Annotated in this window: 22 protein-coding genes and 1 pseudogene; 6 read left to right on the top strand and 17 right to left on the bottom strand. The window is 36.1% G+C overall.

What is annotated here, in order from left to right:
* Positions 1-80: 80 nt before the first annotated feature.
* Positions 81-1,280, bottom strand: a complete 1,200-nt coding sequence (mutY, locus tag ACQV2G_RS00320) for an A/G-specific adenine glycosylase (protein ID WP_428872766.1) — start codon at positions 1,278-1,280, stop codon at positions 81-83.
* A 4-nt stretch (positions 1,281-1,284) separates the two neighbouring features.
* Positions 1,285-2,235: a RecX family transcriptional regulator gene (locus tag ACQV2G_RS00325; RefSeq protein ID WP_428875772.1), complete on the bottom strand. Its 951-nt coding sequence runs from the start codon at positions 2,233-2,235 to the stop codon at positions 1,285-1,287.
* Between the two features lie 114 nt (positions 2,236-2,349).
* On the opposite strand from ACQV2G_RS00325, the gene ACQV2G_RS00330 reads away from it, so the two are divergent.
* The 5 genes and pseudogenes from ACQV2G_RS00330 (at position 2,350) to sdaAB (ending at position 6,357) form a co-directional block, all read left to right on the top strand.
* Complete coding sequence (locus ACQV2G_RS00330) at positions 2,350-3,141, top strand: threonine/serine ThrE exporter family protein (RefSeq protein ID WP_428872764.1); 792 nt, start codon at positions 2,350-2,352, stop codon at positions 3,139-3,141.
* Positions 3,132-3,587, top strand: coding sequence for a threonine/serine exporter family protein (locus ACQV2G_RS00335; protein WP_428872763.1), 456 nt, complete (start codon positions 3,132-3,134; stop codon positions 3,585-3,587). Before ACQV2G_RS00330 ends, ACQV2G_RS00335 begins: the two co-directional genes overlap by 10 nt.
* Before the next feature lie 83 nt (positions 3,588-3,670).
* The gene (locus ACQV2G_RS00340; protein WP_428875773.1) at positions 3,671-4,627 is read left to right on the top strand and encodes a DUF697 domain-containing protein; all 957 of its coding nucleotides are present in this window, start codon (positions 3,671-3,673) and stop codon (positions 4,625-4,627) included.
* Between the two features lie 113 nt (positions 4,628-4,740).
* Positions 4,741-5,610, top strand: a pseudogene (sdaAA, locus tag ACQV2G_RS00345) (L-serine ammonia-lyase, iron-sulfur-dependent, subunit alpha); the annotation flags it as partial.
* 57 nt (positions 5,611-5,667) lie between these two features.
* On the top strand, positions 5,668-6,357 hold the full coding sequence (sdaAB, locus tag ACQV2G_RS00350) for an L-serine ammonia-lyase, iron-sulfur-dependent subunit beta (RefSeq protein ID WP_428874941.1): 690 nt from the start codon (positions 5,668-5,670) through the stop codon (positions 6,355-6,357).
* 48 nt (positions 6,358-6,405) lie between these two features.
* Here the strand turns inward: sdaAB and ACQV2G_RS00355 are convergent, their stop codons facing one another.
* The 8 genes from ACQV2G_RS00355 to ACQV2G_RS00390 all read right to left on the bottom strand — a co-directional run bounded on the left by ACQV2G_RS00355 (position 6,406) and on the right by ACQV2G_RS00390 (position 11,794).
* The gene (locus tag ACQV2G_RS00355; protein ID WP_428872761.1) at positions 6,406-6,822 is read right to left on the bottom strand and encodes a hypothetical protein; all 417 of its coding nucleotides are present in this window, start codon (positions 6,820-6,822) and stop codon (positions 6,406-6,408) included.
* Between the two features lie 11 nt (positions 6,823-6,833).
* Positions 6,834-7,379, bottom strand: coding sequence for a hypothetical protein (locus tag ACQV2G_RS00360; RefSeq protein WP_428875774.1), 546 nt, complete (start codon positions 7,377-7,379; stop codon positions 6,834-6,836).
* The gene (locus ACQV2G_RS00365) at positions 7,363-8,208 is read right to left on the bottom strand and encodes an NAD(P)H-hydrate dehydratase (RefSeq protein ID WP_428875775.1); all 846 of its coding nucleotides are present in this window, start codon (positions 8,206-8,208) and stop codon (positions 7,363-7,365) included. The genes ACQV2G_RS00360 and ACQV2G_RS00365 overlap by 17 nt, the downstream gene beginning before the upstream one ends.
* 126 nt (positions 8,209-8,334) lie before the next feature.
* Positions 8,335-9,186: a DegV family protein gene (locus tag ACQV2G_RS00370; protein WP_428872757.1), complete on the bottom strand. Its 852-nt coding sequence runs from the start codon at positions 9,184-9,186 to the stop codon at positions 8,335-8,337.
* On the bottom strand, positions 9,179-9,712 hold the full coding sequence (locus tag ACQV2G_RS00375) for a DUF1836 domain-containing protein (RefSeq protein ID WP_428872756.1): 534 nt from the start codon (positions 9,710-9,712) through the stop codon (positions 9,179-9,181). Before ACQV2G_RS00375 ends, ACQV2G_RS00370 begins: the two co-directional genes overlap by 8 nt.
* Positions 9,713-9,818: 106 nt before the next feature.
* Positions 9,819-10,550 (bottom strand): YebC/PmpR family DNA-binding transcriptional regulator, encoded by a 732-nt coding sequence (locus ACQV2G_RS00380; protein WP_428872755.1) that lies wholly within the window; start codon positions 10,548-10,550, stop codon positions 9,819-9,821.
* Positions 10,551-10,571: 21 nt separating this feature from the next.
* Positions 10,572-11,399: an exodeoxyribonuclease III gene (locus tag ACQV2G_RS00385; RefSeq protein WP_428872754.1), complete on the bottom strand. Its 828-nt coding sequence runs from the start codon at positions 11,397-11,399 to the stop codon at positions 10,572-10,574.
* Positions 11,400-11,464: 65 nt separating this feature from the next.
* On the bottom strand, positions 11,465-11,794 hold the full coding sequence (locus ACQV2G_RS00390; protein WP_428872753.1) for a hypothetical protein: 330 nt from the start codon (positions 11,792-11,794) through the stop codon (positions 11,465-11,467).
* A gap of 191 nt (positions 11,795-11,985) precedes the next feature.
* Here ACQV2G_RS00390 and ACQV2G_RS00395 point away from each other — a divergent pair, with 191 nt between their 5' ends.
* Positions 11,986-13,452 (top strand): NCS2 family permease, encoded by a 1,467-nt coding sequence (locus tag ACQV2G_RS00395; protein ID WP_428872752.1) that lies wholly within the window; start codon positions 11,986-11,988, stop codon positions 13,450-13,452.
* Positions 13,453-13,504: 52 nt separating this feature from the next.
* On the opposite strand, the gene ACQV2G_RS00400 is transcribed toward ACQV2G_RS00395, so the two are convergent.
* The 7 genes from ACQV2G_RS00400 to ACQV2G_RS00430 form a co-directional block, all read right to left on the bottom strand.
* Positions 13,505-15,490, bottom strand: coding sequence for an FtsX-like permease family protein (locus tag ACQV2G_RS00400; RefSeq protein WP_428875776.1), 1,986 nt, complete (start codon positions 15,488-15,490; stop codon positions 13,505-13,507).
* Positions 15,484-16,242 (bottom strand): ABC transporter ATP-binding protein, encoded by a 759-nt coding sequence (locus tag ACQV2G_RS00405; RefSeq protein ID WP_428872750.1) that lies wholly within the window; start codon positions 16,240-16,242, stop codon positions 15,484-15,486. Before ACQV2G_RS00405 ends, ACQV2G_RS00400 begins: the two co-directional genes overlap by 7 nt.
* Positions 16,243-16,347: 105 nt before the next feature.
* On the bottom strand, positions 16,348-17,244 hold the full coding sequence (locus ACQV2G_RS00410) for a sensor histidine kinase (RefSeq protein WP_428872749.1): 897 nt from the start codon (positions 17,242-17,244) through the stop codon (positions 16,348-16,350).
* Positions 17,228-17,929 (bottom strand): response regulator transcription factor, encoded by a 702-nt coding sequence (locus ACQV2G_RS00415; RefSeq protein WP_428875777.1) that lies wholly within the window; start codon positions 17,927-17,929, stop codon positions 17,228-17,230. The genes ACQV2G_RS00410 and ACQV2G_RS00415 overlap by 17 nt, the downstream gene beginning before the upstream one ends.
* Positions 17,930-17,943: 14 nt before the next feature.
* Positions 17,944-18,648, bottom strand: a complete 705-nt coding sequence (gene gloB, locus ACQV2G_RS00420; RefSeq protein WP_428872747.1) for a hydroxyacylglutathione hydrolase — start codon at positions 18,646-18,648, stop codon at positions 17,944-17,946.
* Between the two features lie 14 nt (positions 18,649-18,662).
* Positions 18,663-19,160: a methylated-DNA--[protein]-cysteine S-methyltransferase gene (locus ACQV2G_RS00425; protein WP_428874899.1), complete on the bottom strand. Its 498-nt coding sequence runs from the start codon at positions 19,158-19,160 to the stop codon at positions 18,663-18,665.
* Positions 19,161-19,268: 108 nt separating this feature from the next.
* Positions 19,269-19,787 carry a GNAT family N-acetyltransferase gene (locus tag ACQV2G_RS00430; RefSeq protein ID WP_428872745.1) on the bottom strand — a complete coding sequence of 173 codons (519 nt, stop codon included), beginning with the start codon at positions 19,785-19,787 and terminating at the stop codon, positions 19,269-19,271.
* Positions 19,788-19,789: the final 2 nt, after the last annotated feature.

The raw sequence follows: 19,789 nt of genomic DNA on the forward strand, positions 1-19,789 counted from the left end.
TATCGTTTGTAATCAAAAGACCTCTAGCTCTTTTTGCTAGGGGTCTAAATTTTTTAAAACTTATTTGTTTGATGCATCATTTAAAAAAGTCGTAAGTCATCATTAGAAGATGCTTTATTACTATCTAATAATTTTATCTGCAGTGAGGACAAGGCCAATTGACTTATATCACTCTCTGCTACCCACCGAAAGCTACTATCATTTAGATGAAGCTGATCAAGTAATTGCTGTCCACTACTTTCAAAATTGACCGCTAAAATGCCAACTTGCCAAATTCGATGGCTAAAAACATGTTTTATTGCTGGAGTAAGCTTTTCTATCTTGACTTTAAAGTATTGCTGAATTTCTTCTACAACAGATTCCATTACCATTTCATCTGGCTTGAGATAAGTATAAAAGAATGCCTCTTTAACTTCATTTGCATCTTTTAAAGCTAGCAAATCGACTTCTACTAAAGGATAGTGCCATAAGCCGAACAATAATTCTCCGGTTTGATGCTGACGCATTAAAACTTTCCCTTCTTTATTTATAATTTTATAAGCAAGCCATTCTTGTCTTATCTGCTTAGTCTTCTTATGTTTAACTGGATAAAGATGACTCGTTCCATTTTGATAAGATTGATCAAATTCTTCTAAGATATGGTTTTCAGGCCGGTAATTGCTTGGTGTCATAACGGTAGCTCCAATATCCATCAAAGCTTGATTAAAGTCACCCGGTCGTTTGGGGTCAATCAGAGGGTCTAATATGGCTTTAAAAACTTTACGGTTTTTTGCTTGACCAATATCTTCCTCTACTTCAAATAAGCGAGCGATAATACGCATTAAATTGCCATCAATGGCAGGCTCAACTAAACCAAAGGCAATCGATCCGATAGCTGCTGCTGTATAAGGTCCAATACCTTTTAAACTTAATAGCTCCTTCATGGTTTTTGGCATGATGCCATCATAATCATTCATAATTTGTTTAGCAGCAAATTGCATATTTCTTACCCTTGAATAATAGCCTAAGCCTTGCCATAGCTGATGCAGTTGTTCTTCAGAACTTTGAGCTAAAGCTTGAATAGTTGGTAACTCGTCTATAAAACGCTCATAGTAAGGGATAACCGTATTCACTTGCGTTTGTTGCAGCATAATCTCACTGACCCAAATTTGATAGGGATCTTTGCTGTGGCGCCATGGTAAGTCTCGCCCTTCTTCATCGTACCAAGTTAATACTGTTTTGCGAAACTTCTGAATTTTTTGAGGAGACCAATCAAGATAACTACTTATAAATTTACTCATTTAACTACTCATTCTCCCCTTTCATATTCATCACACTTTCATTATCCTCTAGCCAATTTTGAATGTCTTGATATTCAAATCCCTTTTGTCGCAAGTCGACAATTAGACGCTGCTTAAGTTCGTAGCCTTCATGTTTTTTGGATCTTTTGCGGAAAATTTTTTGCCCCTCTTTATCCAGCAGATCCTCCTGAAGTTCAGGATCGACTTCCATTTTATAATTATCTAGAAAGGTTTGAATGAGTGTTCGATCATAGCCCTTTTGGTTAAGGTGTTGGTATAACTTTGTTTTTTGCATGGCTAAAGACAATCGTTTTTTACTTTTAATAAACTTATCCGCTAACATTTTTAAGTTTTCTCGTTGCAAATTTTCTGGATACTCCATTAAAGCTTCTTCAATTAATAGATCATTTAAACCTTTCATTTTCAGCTCATAAGAAATGTTTCTTGGCCCTTTACGGTTGATATTGGCTTGAGTGCGTACATAGGCTTGGCCATAAATAAGATCATTAATTAAGTTTTGTTCTTTTAGTTTGTCAATAATTTGATCAATCAAACTTTCTGAAATGTCAAAAGATGCATAGTCAACATTCCTTTGTTGTTTACTGGGATTAGCTAGTGGCGTTTTGCAGTTACTAGATTCCATTTCCTTAGAAAAATCCTGCCTTTCTTCCATCTTCTCACTTTGTGACTCTTTTATCATTTTATCAAGATAATCACGTACTTCTTGTTCAGATTTCAAACCATAAGACAGATAGTTTAGCGTTTTTTGATAAAAACGATAATGAAATTCAGCTTCTAAAATTTTTCTAATTAACTCTTGATCGACTGCTAAACCTTTTCTGATAGCAAACTTAATTAAAATTGCCTCATCGATTCCAAAAGCAAACTGATTATCTATAAAAATAGAATAGCGTTGCTTATTCTTTTTTTGAACCTGAATTTTTGATATTTTCAAATCATCACCTCTATTTATTATTGTAACACGATTTATCCAACTTCTCTGATTCAGACTTCTATTCTGTTATCGAGAATATGCTATAATAGACAAAAAAACTAAAGGGGCTTGCTCATGGATAAAAGAGAACAGTCAATTCTTCAACTAGCCACTCTTGCTGGGACCCTCTTGATTCAATCAGAAGCTGAAGGTTATCGAGTTGAGCGAACAGTTAACCAAATTCTCTCATTAAGTAACTTTGACCAACCCGCTGTCTTTTCATCTGCTTCTGGCCTATTTTTAGCTTTACAAAATAGTCAGTTTAAAGAAGAAAGCCCGGTGGGAAGCACAATTATTGTAAGGGTGAAAAACCGCAAAAATCACATGCGCATCATCCATCAAGTCAATGAAATCATTGGTCAATTATTAGACAAAAGTATTAGTCCACAAGAAGCCTATTTGAAACTAAACAGCATTCAAGACCAGGAATATACCACCCATAACCAATTTGTTTGGACAATTCTTTTGATCATGTCCTATGTTATCTTATTAGAAGGTGGTTTAGGCGATTTGGTGATTGCTCTAATTCCAACCATCATGATTCTATTTTTTAAACTATCAGAAGATAACTTTGGTCTCAACCGTTTTGCTGTCAATGTCTTAATGACAAGTTCACTAGCCTTTGTTTTACCCATTATCCATTGGTATGTAACCACCCGCTTTAACCTAAATATTGTTATTGGTGCCACTTTAATGCCACTTTATCCCGGAACGGCTTTTACCAATGGAATCCGTGATTTGCTTCACGGGGATTACTCTACTGGTATAACTCGTTTAATAGATGCTTTTAAGGAAGGATTGAGCCTTGCTTTGGGTGTCGGAATTGGCTTAGCTATCTCATATGGAGTGATTAACTTATGGAATTAAATCATTTAATATTAAGACTCGTTGCTAGTTATCTAGCAACTGTAGCAGCAGCTATCAATGTCAATGCTCCACGTAAATTCATTTATTGGTCAGGTATACCGGGAATCATTTCATATGCTGTTTATTTATTTGTTCTAAGTCACACCAATACCTTTATCGCTACTTTTATTGGTAGTCTTATTGTAAGTATTATGGGCCAGTGGATGTCACGTAAGTTTAAAACCGTCGTTAATGTTTTTTACATTCCTGCTTTCTTTCTTTATGTACCGGGAATTGCCATTTACGAGACTGCAGAATACTTTATGCAAAACAATTTGATTGCAGCTAGTCAGTCCTTTTATCAAGCCTTGGTGACTGCTCTTGCCATTGGTTTAGCGGTCTTTGTCGTGGATTCAGCTATGGATACTTATAAATATCACCTTAATAAAAGGTCACAAGCCGATTAAATTTTATGCTCAATCGGTCAGTCTATGGTCGGAGTAATCTTTCTATTTAAAATGTTAAACTTATAAAATCGAGGGGTGATTTTTTGAATAATTGGCGCCAATGGCTGAAAGTAGTAGCCTCAACTTTTTTAATTATAACCATTATTTTTATTTTCAATCAATTTATGCAATTATACCGTAATTTAGCTTATATCCATCCTCTCTTAGCACTCACAGTCATTTTTATTCTAGCTGTTATGTTAATTTATTTTACATTCCTAACTGTGAGAGAACTAATGAAGTTGCCTAAAGAAATAGATTTAGCAGATGGAGCAGGTCCAGAAGAATACGATCAGTATGTAAAAGATAGTTTAGTCAAACTAATTAAGAACCCTACTTTAAAAGAGCTGAATTACGATTGGCTTGCTCACGAAAACTTATCCACAGAAGAACAAATTCACTTGGCCCATCATTCTTTAAGAGAACATGGCTTAATTGAAATCAAAAAACAAGCTCAAATGGTTTTCTTAACAACTGCTATCTCACAAAATGGTTCCTTAGATGCCCTTACAGTTCTAGTTGTTTTAATGAAAATGGTTTGGCATTTGATCAAAGTGTATGATACGCGTCCGAGTTTCGGAAAAGTTCTTTCCATATACACTAATGTTGCAACCACAATTTTAATGGCTAGAGGGATTGAAGACTTAGATCTTATTGAAGCTCAAATGGAACCTTTCATCTCTTCCATCCTTGGAGGCAGTCTATTATCCATGATTCCAGGCTCTGTTTCGATTACTAATTTAATAGCCAACTCGATTTTAGAAGGATCCATTAATGCCCTACTAACCTTAAGAGTGGGAATTGTTACTATGGATTATTTGGGCAGCTTGAAAGATGCTGATAATCAAGTTATCAAACGGTCTGCAACCATTGAAAGCACAAAATTGCTCGGTCAAATTATTAAAGATGGCAGTTTAAAAGTTATCCAAACCATCGTTAAATCTGTTAAAAAAACAGGTATCGAAAATAGTAAGAAATGGAATCCGTTTACAAAGATATAATAACAATGCTAGCGATTTACGCTAGCATATTTTTCTGAAAAAGGTTAAATTACAAGTAAGGCTGTGCTATAATGCACTAAGTAAAAATAAGTATCTGGATTGGGGTTGATTTTATGTCATTTACAAGTTTAAAAGGTTTAATTGATGAAGCTAATGAAAGAAAACTAACCATTTCTCAAGTAATGATTCAAAATGAAATGGAATTACGAGGAATTACTGAGGAAGAAATGTTAGTTGCTATGGAAGAACAGTTTGATGTCATGGTCAATTCAGTAAGAAAAGGTACTTTGGAGTCTGTTATGAGTCATACAGGTGTGACTGGTGGAGATGGTCATCGTGTCTTTGAATATACCCAAAAGGATGACTCTTTAATCGATTCCTTCACATTAAGAGTTGTCGCAAATGCGATGGCAGTCAATGAAGTGAATGCTTCAATGGGAAGAATTGTTGCGACCCCTACGGCAGGTTCTGCCGGTATTTTACCTGCTTGTTTAGTTCATATGCTTGATACTGGAAATTTTGAAAAGGAACAATTAGTCCGTGCGATGTTTACCGCTTCTGCTTTAGGCTTAGTTATTGCTAACCGTGCTTCTATTTCCGGCGCCCAAGGAGGTTGCCAAGCCGAAGTGGGTTCTGCCACTTCTATGGCAGCTGGGGCCCTAGTTGAATTGAAAGGTGGAACACCTGAGCAAGTTGGTAATGCAGTGGGATTAGCACTTAAAAACTCACTCGGACTTGTTTGCGATCCTGTTGCAGGTTTAGTAGAAATCCCTTGTATCATTCGGAATGGACTTCATGCACTGACTGCAATGGCTGCTGCTGATATGGCATTAGCTGATGTGGTATCCATTATTCCTTCGGATGAAGTTATTGACGCTATGGATGCTATTGGTAATGAACTCCCTGAATCATTAAGAGAAACAGGCATTGGTGGTGTAGCGGGTACTCCTACTGCCCGTCGTATCAAAGAACAGGTCTTTGGTAATTCAGATGAATTAGTAGCTGATGTTGAGGTTGAGTTATCTGGAACAGGTGAAAAGATTTTAGAGGATGGAGTTAGCGCGTCTTACCAATCTGGTTTCGAAATTATTGGTCCAGTAATGGTCGGTCCTTCATCTTCTCATACTGCCGGTGCCGTTCGCCTCGGTAATGTTGCTCGTCAACTTCTAGGAGAAGAACCTGAGGAAGTCGTATTCACCCTAATGGATTCTTTTGCTAAAACTTATCAAGGTCATGGCACTGACCTAGCATTAATAGCCGGCGTTTTAGGCTATACGACTCGTGATTCAGAAATAGCTGATATACGTGATATTGCTGAAGAACGTGGATTAAAGATTAATTTCCTCGAGCGTAATCTAGGAAACTATCACCCTAATACTGCTCGTATTCATATCTTCGGTCCAAATAACCACGTCACCATCATTGGCTCATCAGTAGGTGGTGGAAAAATCGAAATCAACAAATATGATGAATATGATGTTCGCTTTTCTGGCGAACGCCCTACTTTAATTATCCGTCATAAAGATAAAATTGGAACAATCGGTCGCCTTTCAACCTTCCTACAAGATCATGATATAAACATCTCATACATGACACACCAAAGAGCTAAAATTAATGGCCCCGCTATTACTATCTTTGAAATGGACCAAGAGCTTAACCAAGAAGATACAGATGAGCTTCTTCTTCGCTTTAGCTTTATTGATGATTTAAAGGCTATCTATGTAAAATAAATTAAAACCTATTCCCAGTCATGGGGATAGGCTTTTCTCATAGTATTTTTACTCCTCGTCATTTCGTAATAAATGGCCATCTTCGTTCTTGACCAAAAAGTGAACAGTAGCAAAGACAATAAAGATAGCTATGGATCCTAATACCAAATCTTCCATTGTTTGCGCATAAATCAGCATTTTTCTAGCAATTACAAATAAGATCAGTTCTAAAACTGCTTTAGGAGAGTGAAAAAGCAACATAAAAATTAACTCAATTCCCACTAAAAGCAACAAAGCATAACCTAAAAAATTTTGAAAAACAGAATAGGTTTCTATAACATCTGCTTGTAAAACTAAATAACCGTATTTAAATAAGTCAATCATTCCTACAGCGACACTTAAAGTAATAGCTATAACTATTACCATTTCAAGTAAACGAGAATATTCTTCGAGAGTCTGTTTTAATCTATCAATATTAAATTTCATTTTTTCGCTCCCTATATAATCTTTAATCTGAACGCTTTGCCATCAATACCACGTTCAATTGCTTTTTTATATGAATCAACAATCTTCTCTTCTTGTTTAATTAACTGTCCTAAAGTTAAAGTTAATTGTTGAGAGTTCTCTAAACTATCTAATTGATCCTTCTGATAATCAATGTCTCGCCAGACTAATTCATGTTCCAACTTTTTCCCTATTACGTTTAACTTCTCAATAATTTGATGCTTGAGCCGTTTTTTCCGTCTACTCTCTTGTGATTCTATTTGAGGTAGGAGTTGATAAATTGTCTCGAGTGGAATTTTTCTTTGCATATGTCCGTGCTTGACGATACAATATTCTTTACTAAAAGGACTGATTCCAGGATAGATTCCATGAATTTGATAAATACCATCGTATAAATGATACGTTCCCTTTTTAAACTCAGGAAGAAATACTCTTTTCAGTCGATAGACTGGATCTTCTCCCACAATCTCAGCTATCCACATTTTTTCATCACTATTTGGGCTTAAAGTTAGTTTTTGGGCTTTAAATTCTTCGTTCAAATCGATTACCTTTCAATTCAAATAAATCTTTCATAAATTCAGGAATTTGCTTTATTAATCTGGATGGTAACACAATAAATTCTTTTTGATTAATTTGATTAGCAATCGCTGTGTGCATATAAGCAGCTATCAATACAGCACCCAAAGGGGATGAAGACTGTCCCATCAATCCAGATATCATACCAGCTAAGGTATCGCCCATTCCCCCTATTGCCATGCCTGCATTGCCCGGGATATTGCTATAAGATAAGCCGGAAGGCTGATAAATCACAGTTTGATGCGATTTTAATACGAGGATAGCTTGATATGAATCTGAAAATTCCTGAGGATCATTGATATTGTTCGCTTCTTGCATTTTTAGCCATTCACCCAAGTGAGGGGTAAAGATTAATTGGCCTTTACAAGAAAATGGACCTTCTTTCGCCCACAGGCTAATGGCGTCTCCATCAAGAATTAACACTTGATTAGGTTGGATACTTGATAGCGTTTCACTTAATATCTCAATACTTTCTTGACTCCTACCAAGGCCCGGACCAATTAACATGTGATTTGCTTTAGAAATCCACTGTTTCCTCAAATTTTGATCTGCCCAATTCCCAACCATCATCTCTGGAGTATGCAAATGACAAACATTTATATTAGTCTTTGCAGTTAGCAAACTCGTTAAGCCCGAACCAACATGAACACAGGCGCTAGCAGCTAATATTGCAGCCCCCGCCATCTGTTCATTACCTGCTATAATCAAACTATGTCCGTAGTTCCCTTTGTAACTATCAAATGGACGAGGATCTATAAGTGATCTTATTTTAGTCAAGCTTAATTCAATCATCGTTTTCCTCATTTCCTTGAATATAGTATTATATTAAGCTGAAATCTAATAACAAGCAAGTCAAAATAATACGCTTACAAAGTAAAAACGATGAGGCTAGGAATTTCTCATCATTTTTTATTTTTTTTAATCAATAACAAGAATTGAAATACCTACTGACTGAGGTCCGGCATGTACTCCTAAAACGGGAGTTAATTCAGTCACAATGGATGTTTCAGCATTAGCAATTTCTTCAGCCAAATCTTTTTGTAATTGAGAGATTTCTTCGTTATTATTGCCGGCAAAAAGAGCGATTTTGTAGCGTTTAGCTCCTTGCAATTTTTCTTTAGCTGCTGCTAAAAGGGTTGCATAAGATCTTTTCTTCCCTCTTGCCTTATTAATGATTTCAATTTCACCGTTATGAATAGTTAATAATGGATTAATATTAAAGAAAGTACCAATCATACCAGCATACTTATTAAACCTCCCACCCTTAATAACATATTTCAACGTTCTAAACAGAGCGTAAATACCAGCTTTATTTTCCACTCTTTCTAATTCAGCTAAAATTTCCTCAGCTGACTTACCATCTTCTCTGAGTTCAGCAGCATAGATTGAAAGTAAACCAGTGATTGAAGCAATATAATTGGATTCATAAATGAAGATTTCTAAGTTTTTATACTGTTCTTTAACTACTTCATATAATTGACGCATACCGGTTAATTTTAAAGATGCTGTAATTACTACTGCTTGAGTATAACCCTTCTCTACTAAACGATCCAAAAGATCTATAATTTCTTGGATAGGCGGAATACCCGTCGATAAGACGTCATGATGTTGCATCTGTTCGTAGAATTCCCTAGAATCAATATCAATCAAGTCACGATAGTGTTTATCTCCCATTTGCAACATATAGTGAATGATTTCAATACCGTAATGTTCAGCAAGATCTGCCTTTAAGTCTTGTGAAGTATCTGCAATAATAGCTAATTTATTCATTATAATCTCCTATCTGGTCATAACCACCTGATTCAATAATCAATTCGGCTAGTAATTTAGTAGCAAATGCATGTGATACTGCATTAATACCTTCGGTTTTTTTACTTATTTCAATTCCTTCAACAACAAAGGGACGATTTTGACCTACCGTTTTAAAAACACGTTGAACAGCATTGTTAATTGACTCTGAAAACAAATCAAACCCTTCTTCGATCGTTACCCTCTTCGTTTGGAGTTCAATGCCCCTTCGAACGGTTTCAATAGGCAAAATACGTTTATAGATAGCAATAATTAAAAGAAAGGCTATCTGTTGACGTCCATACTTCCTACCCTTGATTTTAGGGATGACACCCCATTTAGAATAATTTTGAATCATCGTGGAAGTCATTGCTACTTCGTCATTCATGATTGGGCCCAAACAATCTTGAATATATTCAACCACTTCTTGGTTGAACATGGACTGTTTAGGTAATTCATCCCATGAAGGACAATGGAAAGCTAATATCTTCTCAATTTTTATCGTCACTTAGCACCCCTTTTATCTAGTTATCACCACTATATGTTACCATCTAAATACATTCTGTCAAGCAAAAAAACATATTAAAAAAACTCGAGAAAATATCTCGAGTTTTTTATTCATCAAGTTGACCATTATGAAACACTTCAGACACATCGTCATCATCTTCTAGAGCATCAACAATGGTTGTCAGTACCTCATAATCTTTTTTTGATAGATTGACAAAAGTTTTGGGTATTAAGGTTAATTCAGCTGTATAAATCACTAGCCCTTCTTGCAACAATTTATCTCTTACCTTGGCTAATTCACTGGGATCCGTATAAATCTCAAAAACTTCTTCAGAACTTTCTAAGTCTTCGCCGCCCACTTCTAGAACAAGCATCAACATTTCATCTTCATCTAGATTGTTCTTTTCTCTTTCTAAAACAATATAGCCTTTGCGATCAAACAGGTAATTAACCGTTCCGGATTCTCCAATATTACCACCATTTTTATTATAAGCAATCCTGACATTGGTCATAGTTCGGTTACGATTATCAGTCAATGCTTCGGTCAAAATAGCTACCCCTTGAGGGCCAAAGCCCTCATATATCACTTCATCATAATTCTCTCCTTCAGAGGAGGTCGTCGCCTTTTTAATGGCTCGATCGACATTATCATTTGGCATATTATTGGCTTTAGCCTTGTCCATAGCTAAACGCAAAGCGGGATTAGTGTCCGGATCCCCTCCGCTCTGTTTAGCTGCCATATAAATTTCCCGTGATAATTTTTGGAAGAGTTTCCCTCTTTTAGCATCCTGGGCACCCTTACGATTTTTTATATTATTCCACTTAGAATGTCCTGCCAATGTTATCGACTCCTTTCACTTTTATAAATCTATTTCTAATAAGATGGGGGTATGATCTTGACGCTCGCCTGAATCGATCATTTCAGATCTTTGAACTTTATCAGCGATTCGATCACTCACTAAGAAATAATCAATTCTCCAGCCTGAATTATTCTGTTTACTTGTTCGAACCCTTTGGGCCCACCAAGTATAAACGCCTTCTACTGGACCATGTAAATGACGAAAAGTATCCGTGAAACCTTTGTTTAAAAGATTAGTAAATCCTTGACGCTCTTCATCTGTAAAGCCTGCAGAAAAGTGATTTCTGTCTGGATGAGCCAAGTCAATTTCTTTATGAGCTACATTAAAATCACCTGTCGCAATCACAGGCTTTACTTGGTCTAAACATACTAAATAATCAGCATACTTTTCATCCCAAATCTGACGATCCTCTAGTCTCTTTAACTCGCTTCCAGCATTTGGAGTATATACATTAGTAAGGTAAAAATCAGCAAATTCCAATGTCATTATTCTACCTTCATAATCCATTGGATGAGGACAAGAAATTTCTGGATAAGAAACTTCAGCTTTTAAGTCTTTCTTATACATAAACATCGTTCCAGCATATCCCTTACGAGCTGGTTCTTGAGAAGAACGCCAAGCTATTTGATAATTAGGGAATAGTTCCTCTATAACCTTTTTATGTTTTTTGGTTGGTCCCTTAGCAGATAACTTAGTCTCTTGAATAGCTATTACATCTGCTTGCAAAGCGTTGAGTTTAATCAAAACTTCTCGAGACAGGATGGCTCGATTAGAATCACTGGTCAATGCAGCGTTTAGTGAATCAATATTCCAAGATATAATTTTCATTTCATTCTCCTTTTTAAATATTAGCCTCTTTATTTTATCATATTTAGCCTTGCTTCTCGAATGGTCTATAAATCTCTCAACTGTTTCAACTCATAGTGTTTACGATAGAATGCTAGTATTAAAATAATTAATGAACCTAACCAAGCCATCGGATTAGATAAGACCGTTCCAGAAAATCCAATCATAGGAGTTAATACAAAAGCGGCAATAACCCTCATGACTAATTCCGCAATACCAGCTAATCCAACTCCTGCTAAAGCATTTAAACCAATACTTCGCCCCACTATAAAAGTGTCTACCATATTGTAAAATAATTGGAATAAATTCCCCATTATTAAAGGAATCGAAAAACGAATAATCTTTTTAATGGAGGATCCGGTTGTCATATCATTCAATGGCCTACCTCCTAAGTTTAAATACCTACTCAGTATAGGAAAAACTAAAGATTGCTTCAATGAAATGAAAACACATTCTTTAGTAAAAAAAGCCGAACATTTAAATTTAACAAAAGATTATATATTTTTATGCTCTTCCGAAAGACAACTATCTTTGTTACAATCATTTCATCAATTTGAGGAGGAATTCAATGGAAGCCATTCGCAATTATTTTAAGTTTTCTGAGAACAATACGGACCTAGGAACAGAGATACAAGCAGGAATCACTACCTTTCTTGCTATGTCTTATATCATGTTCGTCAATCCAGCCATTTTGTCACAAGCAGGTATGCCGGCACAAGGAGTATTTCTAGCTACTATTTTTGCTGCTGCTATTTCAACTTTATTCATTGGAATATTTGCTAATGTTCCTTACGCCTTAGCTCCCGGGATGGGATTAAATGCATTCTTTACCTATACGGTTGTTTTTGCCTTAGGATTCACTTGGCAAGAGGCACTATCCATGGTATTCATTTGTGGAATCTTGAACGTTTTAATCACTATCACTAAAATTCGTAAATTATTAATCGTTTCAATTCCTGCATTTTTACAACATGCTATTTCTGCTGGTATCGGTATTTTCATCGGCTATATCGGTTTAAAAAATGCTGGTCTTTTACAATTCACCTCAGGTGCCGGGAATATTATCTCTGTCAATAATGGAGATCCTATGGCGGAAACAATCTCTGGTGGAGTATTCAGCGTTGTAACTGATGGTGGTATTGTCCCAGAATTGGTTAATTTCACCCAACCAGGTGCCTTAATTGCAGTTGTTGGTATAATTGTCACCATTATCCTAATGATGAGAAAGTCTAAAGGAGCCATTTTAATTGGTATCGCTGTTACAACTGTATTAGCTTTCCTAACCAATGTGGTTGACTTAGGACAAGTTTCATTCGCCGATAATTCTCTCTCTTCTGCTTTTGCTGACCTTGGGCAAATTTTTGGCGTAATTTTCACCAGTGCAGGAATCCCTTCTCTATTTGGCGATCTTACTCGCTTACCAATTGTTTTAATGACAATCTTTGCTTTTTCACTTTCTGATGTTTTTGATACAATTGGTACCTTTATTGGTACTGGTTTACGCTCAGGTATCTTTTCAAAAGCCGATCAATTAGCTTTAGAATCCGGTTCAGGATTCACTTCTAAGATGGATAAAGCCTTGTTCGGCGACTCTGTAGGGACAATTTTCGGAGCAATTCTAGGTACTTCCAATACTACAACCTTTGTCGAGTCATCTGCTGGGATTGGAGCTGGAGGTCGTACAGGCTTTACTTCAGTGGTAACAGCGCTTTGCTTTGTTCTTTCTGCTTTCTTATCGCCAATCATCTCTTTAATTCCTGCACAAGCAACAGCACCAGCCTTGATTATTGTCGGGATTTTGATGGTTAGCTCTCTATCCGATATTGACTGGTCGAATTTTGAAGATGCTGTGCCGGCATTCTTCGCATCTGTTTTTATGGGTTTAACCTACTCCATTTCCAACGGAATTGCAGCAGGATTCATTCTCTATGGAATCATTAAAACAGCTAAAGGACAAACTAAAGAAGTTCATCCAATTATTTGGGTATCGATTGTTCTCTTTATCATCAACTTCATCGTGCTAGCTATTATTTAAGAATAATACTTAAAACACCTGCTTTCTTTTTAAAAAAAGCAGGTGTTTTTATTTAATCTTCTTGATTGATAATGCGGTAGTATGACCGAGAAGTTAGATGGTAGAAAATCAGATAGAATAGAATAAATCCCGATAGGACCATACTGAAGCTAAACAAATAATCATTAAAATTATTAACACCTAATAAACCTAACAGTTTGAATATAATTTGACTCGCAAACAGATTATGAACAACTGCAATGATTAAAGGTAAGAAGAAAAACCAAAGTACTTGAGAGCGGATGGTTTTCTTAATTAATTGTAAAGGTAAGCCCACTTGTTTCATAATTTGATAATTCTTTTTATCTGCATAACCTTCTGATACTTGCTTGAAGTAAAGCATCAAGATCATTCCTATTATCAGTACACTTGAAACGATAAGACCGATAAATAATAAGCCACCATTAAGCTGATAGAGCAACTCCTTTTTATAGGCCTTACTCTCCATGAAAAAGCCTTGCTCATCAACCAATTTTTGAACTGTTTTTTCAAACTGAGGCTCTTTCAAATCAAAATATAAAGAGCTTACAGTGGATAATTCTATATCGGACTTATCTAATGAATACCTTTGCATCGCTTGTAACTCTGCTAAAGAATTGACACCAAAATACAGTGCATCAACACCAATGGTATAAGGAATAATTTCACCTTTACCAATATAGACCGCGCGTTCTAATCCATCTTTCCAATAAATTTTTTCCCAATGTGATACATCCTTTAAATTAGAAGCAAGAACCCACTGATCTTCTGGAACAGATTCATCGGGATATCTAGCTAGATAATCTGCCTTTAACCCGAGAATAACAAAGCTATGCTCTCCTTCTTCCACTTTTTGCTTTTGACCAGGCTCTAACAAAGGATAAATATGATCTTCTTTAATCAAGACAGCCTCCATCGCATTTGTCTCAATTAAATTGTTCGAAATCAAATCAGTTGATTGAAGTTCTGCTTGAAAATTTCGTAACAATTCTAATTGTTCCTCTGTTGTTTTTTCATAGGCTTGAGAAGGAGCAAAAGTTATTTCATACTCTCTTGGCATGGAACCTTCAGCAGCTGCTTCCATATTGCGATAGGTGGTTAAGGTCATTGCCAAGACCATCATAATACCAGTGGCTAAAATGGTTATCGAGGCTAATGATGTGGCATTTTTACTTATTCTCTGCAACATGCCTGAAGTACTTAAGAAATGAGTGGGTTGATAATAATAGCGCTTATTTTTTTGCATCAATTTCAACACAAACACCATAAAAGCCATGAAAAAAGAATATGTTCCGATCATCACTAAGAAAATAGCGATAAAAATCATAGACAGTGAATCTAAAACACCTTGAGTAGTAAGGGCAATATAATAGCCAGCCGCTAAGGTGATTAAACATATCGCCAAAATAATCCAACGGTTCTTAACTCGCCCTTGTCCCTTACGGCTATCCTTCATCAAATCCAGCGACTGTAAACGATGAATTTTTAAGGTGGATAAGAGATAGATAATAGCGTAAGTTCCCACCATCAATACTAAGGTTTCTAGGGCCGCTTTAGGATCAAAAGGATAATCCATAAATCCGGCTCCGGTATCCTTCATTAAACGATTAAATAAGACAAACAAAAAATTACCACTTAAATAACCTATTAAAACACTAAATAAAGCATTAACTAAGAGGACAATCGTAAATTGAATGAACGAAATACGATCTACATGCTTTTTGGCTAATCCTAGAATGGAATAGAGACCAAATTCTTGCGTTAACTTTTTTCGTATAAAGCTAGAAGCGTACAAAACAATAATAATATTCAAAAGAGTCGCAAAGAAAACACCAATCATCAATATAGAATTTAAACTGGCTGACCGTTCGATAATATATTGATTGCCAGTGAGCGATAAAATAATATATTCTAAAGCAAACAGAATAATGGAAGCAAGACTGAAAGGTAAAAAAAGTTCTTTGTTCGACTTCATTGATTTTATAGCTGACTTACGGATAACAATCGACATACTTAGCATTTTGCTTCCCTCCGTCCATTCAACATCGCTAAGGCGTCAGCAATTGCATCTTGAAAATCAAGTGATGATTGTTGGCCTCGATATATTTCATGATAAATGACGCCATCTTTGATAAACAAAACTCGGTTAGCAGAAGACGCTGCCTTTATCGAGTGAGTGACCATCAAAATCGTATTACTTGCTTGATTTAATTTTACAAAAATTTGCATAATCTGTTCAGAAGTCTTTGAATCTAAGGCCCCAGTGGGTTCATCAGCTAGAATAATATCCGGTTGATTGATTAGAGCACGAGAAATTGCAATCCGTTGCGCTTGGCCTCCTGATATTTCATAGGGATATTTATCTAATAGTGCCTCTACCCCCACCAAACTAGCTACCCTTTTAAGTTGTTCTTCCATTTCAACCACTGATTTCTGTGATAAAACCATTGGTAAGAGGATATTGTCTCGGTTGGTAAATCCATCTAATAAATTAAAATCTTGAAAAACAAACCCTAGCTTCTCACGGCGAAAACTGGCAATTTGCTCTTCTTTAAGCCCCGACAAATCAAAATCATTTATCAAGACACGACCGGCAGTCGGTTGATCAAAAGTCGCTAAAATATTCAGTAAAGTTGATTTCCCCGACCCTGACTCTCCCATAATAGCTACATATTCCCCTTCATTAATAGCAAAATTAACATCTCTTAAGGCGATAGTCTTATTGCCTCTCCCACTGTATATTTTTTCAACATGTTCTACACTTAATAACATAAACTAGTCCCCCCTCTATTTCTTAAATCAAGTCTATAGGAATATTTAATTATCGGCCTTTATCAAAACTTACAAATTGTAAAAGAACCTTACATTTTTGTAAGGTTAACTCATCTCTTGATTAAATTGTATGATAAAACGGCTTCCTTCACCCTTTTTTGACTGAACACTTACGGCTTGGTTGAGACGCTTACTAATTAACTGCACCATGTATAAACCAATACCAGAAGATTGCTCGTTCAGTAAACCATTATGGCCCGAATAACCCTTATCAAAAATCTTAGGTAAGTCTTGAGAATGAATACCTCTTCCATCATCTTCAATGACCAAGTCATAACTAGCTTGTCTCCATTTAATCCATATATTCCCTTTGGGGCTGTATTTTAAAGCATTGGATAAGATTTGTTCGATCATAATCTGACACAGATTAGCCTCCGTTAAAATTGCTTGATCGATCGGTTGATAGTGTAAAGTAATCTCCTGATTGATGAACTGATGGCGGTAACGTTTTAAGAGCGGTTGGATAATCTCATTCAATTGAACCCGGCTAAAGACCATGTCTCTTTTAGGGTTAGTTACTTTAAGATAATTTAAAGCTAAATTAGAATAAGATTCAATTTTGACTAACTCTTGATTAAGTAGCCCTTTCGACGGATCATCGCTTTCTTCTAAGAGCATTTTACTTGCCGCAATCGGTGTTTTAATTTGATGGACCCATAATAAGAAATAGTCTTCCAAATCTTTCTCCCTATTTAATTGAATATTCTTCTCAACAAGTGAACTCTCCAATAAAGTTTGAAATTTTACTTGGTAACTTACTTCCATTTGAAAATAAAACCATTGCCTCCCTAAATATAAGACTAAAATAAGCACAATCAGTAAAGAAGGGATGAGGTAATGCATCCAGTTTAGATGAAATAAGTAAAAAACAAGAGCAAAAAGAGCTAAGATAAAGAGAACAAATAATATCAGACCGCGATATTCATTAATGAAAGCTTTCATTTTTTGCCTCTTTCTTTAAAAGACAATAACCGACTCCTTTTTTAGTACCAATTACCGGCCCACGATTAAATGCTATCAATTTTTTTCTTAAGCGTGAAATATTGACCGCTAATGTATTATCATCAATAAATTGGTTTTCTTGCCAGCAGGCATCAAGTATTTCATCCCTTCTTGCATAATTCCCCTTTTTCTTAAATAAGACTGCTAATATTTGGTATTCAGTGGCGGTTAAGTCAATAATTTCTTCTTGGTATCCAAGGCTTAAAGCTTGTGTATTTAAAGTCATCCCATCAAAACTAAGATTAAGACTTTTATCTGGTTGATAGTTATAACTTCTTCTTAAAAGAGCCTGGATTTTTGCAACAGTCAGCTGACGATCAATTGGCTTGACTAGATAATCATCTCCCCCCATCTGTAAGGCTACTAGCTGGTCCATACTTTCAGATAAAGAAGAAATAAAAATAATTGGAATTTGTGATTGAGCCCGCAACTGACTACACCAATAATAGCCATTTTGATAAGGTAAATTAATATCTAAGAGGACCAGATGGGCTTGCCAAGAGAGGCATTCTTCGACAACATTTTCAAAGTCTAGACACTTTCTAACTTCAAACCGATGCTTAATTAGTGTATTCGCTAAACCCTCAGCAATAATCGGGTCATCTTCAACGATAAATACTCGCATACCCTTCTTCCTTTCTAAAATTGATCACGCGCTTTTCTTAATTGGATGAAATCTTTCAAGCTTTCAGCTTGTAGGAACAGATTAATTTCCTTTTCAACAGCTAAACTAGTCGGGAGGCTCGGTAAGCCTTTGGACCTTAAAACTTTGACAGCTTGTTGCTGGTTCATTAAGTTTTGGTTGTCAGGTTCGATGGTTAAAGCAAAGGCCAAGTTGGTTAAAGTGTATTCGTGTCCAGCATAAAGTTGCGTTTCATCAGGCAAGTCTTTTATTTTTTGAAGACTGTCATATTGCGCTTGATAATCATTAGTAAATACACGCCCACAACCCGCTGAGAATAAAACATCACCACAGAAAAGATGCTTCCCCAGTAAATATGACACATGCTCAGCACTGTGCCCTGGTGTTTTAAGCACCTCAAACTCTAAACCACTTATCTCCAACCGGTCACTCCCTTTGACCACTTGATTAACTCTTTCTTCAACTTCAATCGGTCCGTAAACGGTCACCGCATGCTTTTGACTGGCTAACAATTCGCTCAATCCACCGACGTGGTCCTCATGAAAATGCGTTAAGAGAATCGCTTTGACTTTTAAGCCTAATGTTTTTAAGTAATTTATTAAAGGTTCACTTTCTCCTGGGTCCACGACAATAACTTCATCTTCTTTTTCAATTACCCAAATATAATTATCTTCTAAAGCAGGAATTGCTTTTATTTGCATCAGTCTCATCCTTTCTAAACTTTTTCGTAATTTAATAACCAAATCTTCCTATCAGTCCCTGCACTATAAGCAGTCAAAGCATTTGTTGCTGAGATCACTCGATGACAAAAAATGAGCAACAAAATAGGATTGGCTCCCACTGCCCCTCCTACTGCTTGAGCAGATACCTTTTGCTTAGTTTCGGCTTCAATAGTTTTCGCTATCTCTTTATAAGTCATTGTCTTTCCGTAAGGAATTTTCTTTAATATTCGCCAAACGTTTTGCCAAAAACAGTCTGGTTCATTGGATTGAGAGGAAAAAATAATGGCAGAGTTAGTTTGTCCGCGGAAATAGCTTTCTAACCAATTGATATAGGGTTTAAATTCAGGTCTCGACCAGGAAATAAAGTGCACATTGTCCGGTAAATTTTCTTCCACCCTTCCTTTGTTCTTGAACCATCGGCCAATGAGCGCTTCTTGGTCTACTAAAAGTTGTAATCGTCCAATCGGACTATCATAAATCGTAGAGATCAACAAAACTCCCCTGATCTTTCATTCAATTTATCCTAACAAATTAACATCTACAAATGAATAAAAACCGAATCTTAATTGAAGATACTGACATCCTTTAAACCTTCTAAGTTAACTCGGTAAGTCAATCCAATAACGATTTACCCTTACACCCTTTTCTATTCTTTGGTCTTCCAATACACCCTTCCACTTTTTAATGGTCGCTTGAGAGGCTTTATTACTGGCTCTACAAGTAATTAGAATGCGTTCATTTCCTAGTTCATGGGCTTTCTTCAAGGCCTCACCTAGCATCCAACTTGCTACACCTTTAAACCGATAGTCTGGATGAACCACATAACCAATCTGACCCCCAGAATGAAGTAAATAGTCATTCAGATGAGGACGTAAATTAATGGCACCGATCATTGTTCCTTTTTCATCAAGACATAGCCATTGAATCACGGGTACTCTACCGACAGGTAGTTCCTTCCCTTGAGACCAATTCTTCATTAAATTAATCCACTGGTCTAATTTTCCATGATATCGGTGAAGACTAGAAGTCCCAGCAATCCATTGATCAGATTCAGGATAACTGTCTAAAAATGCTTCAATTCTATCTATATCTTTTAAATCAGGTTGTTTTAAAAACATTT

It is taken from the genome of Facklamia sp. P12955, from assembly GCF_050409565.1.
In the GTDB taxonomy this organism is placed as follows: Bacteria; Bacillota; Bacilli; order Lactobacillales; family Aerococcaceae; genus Facklamia.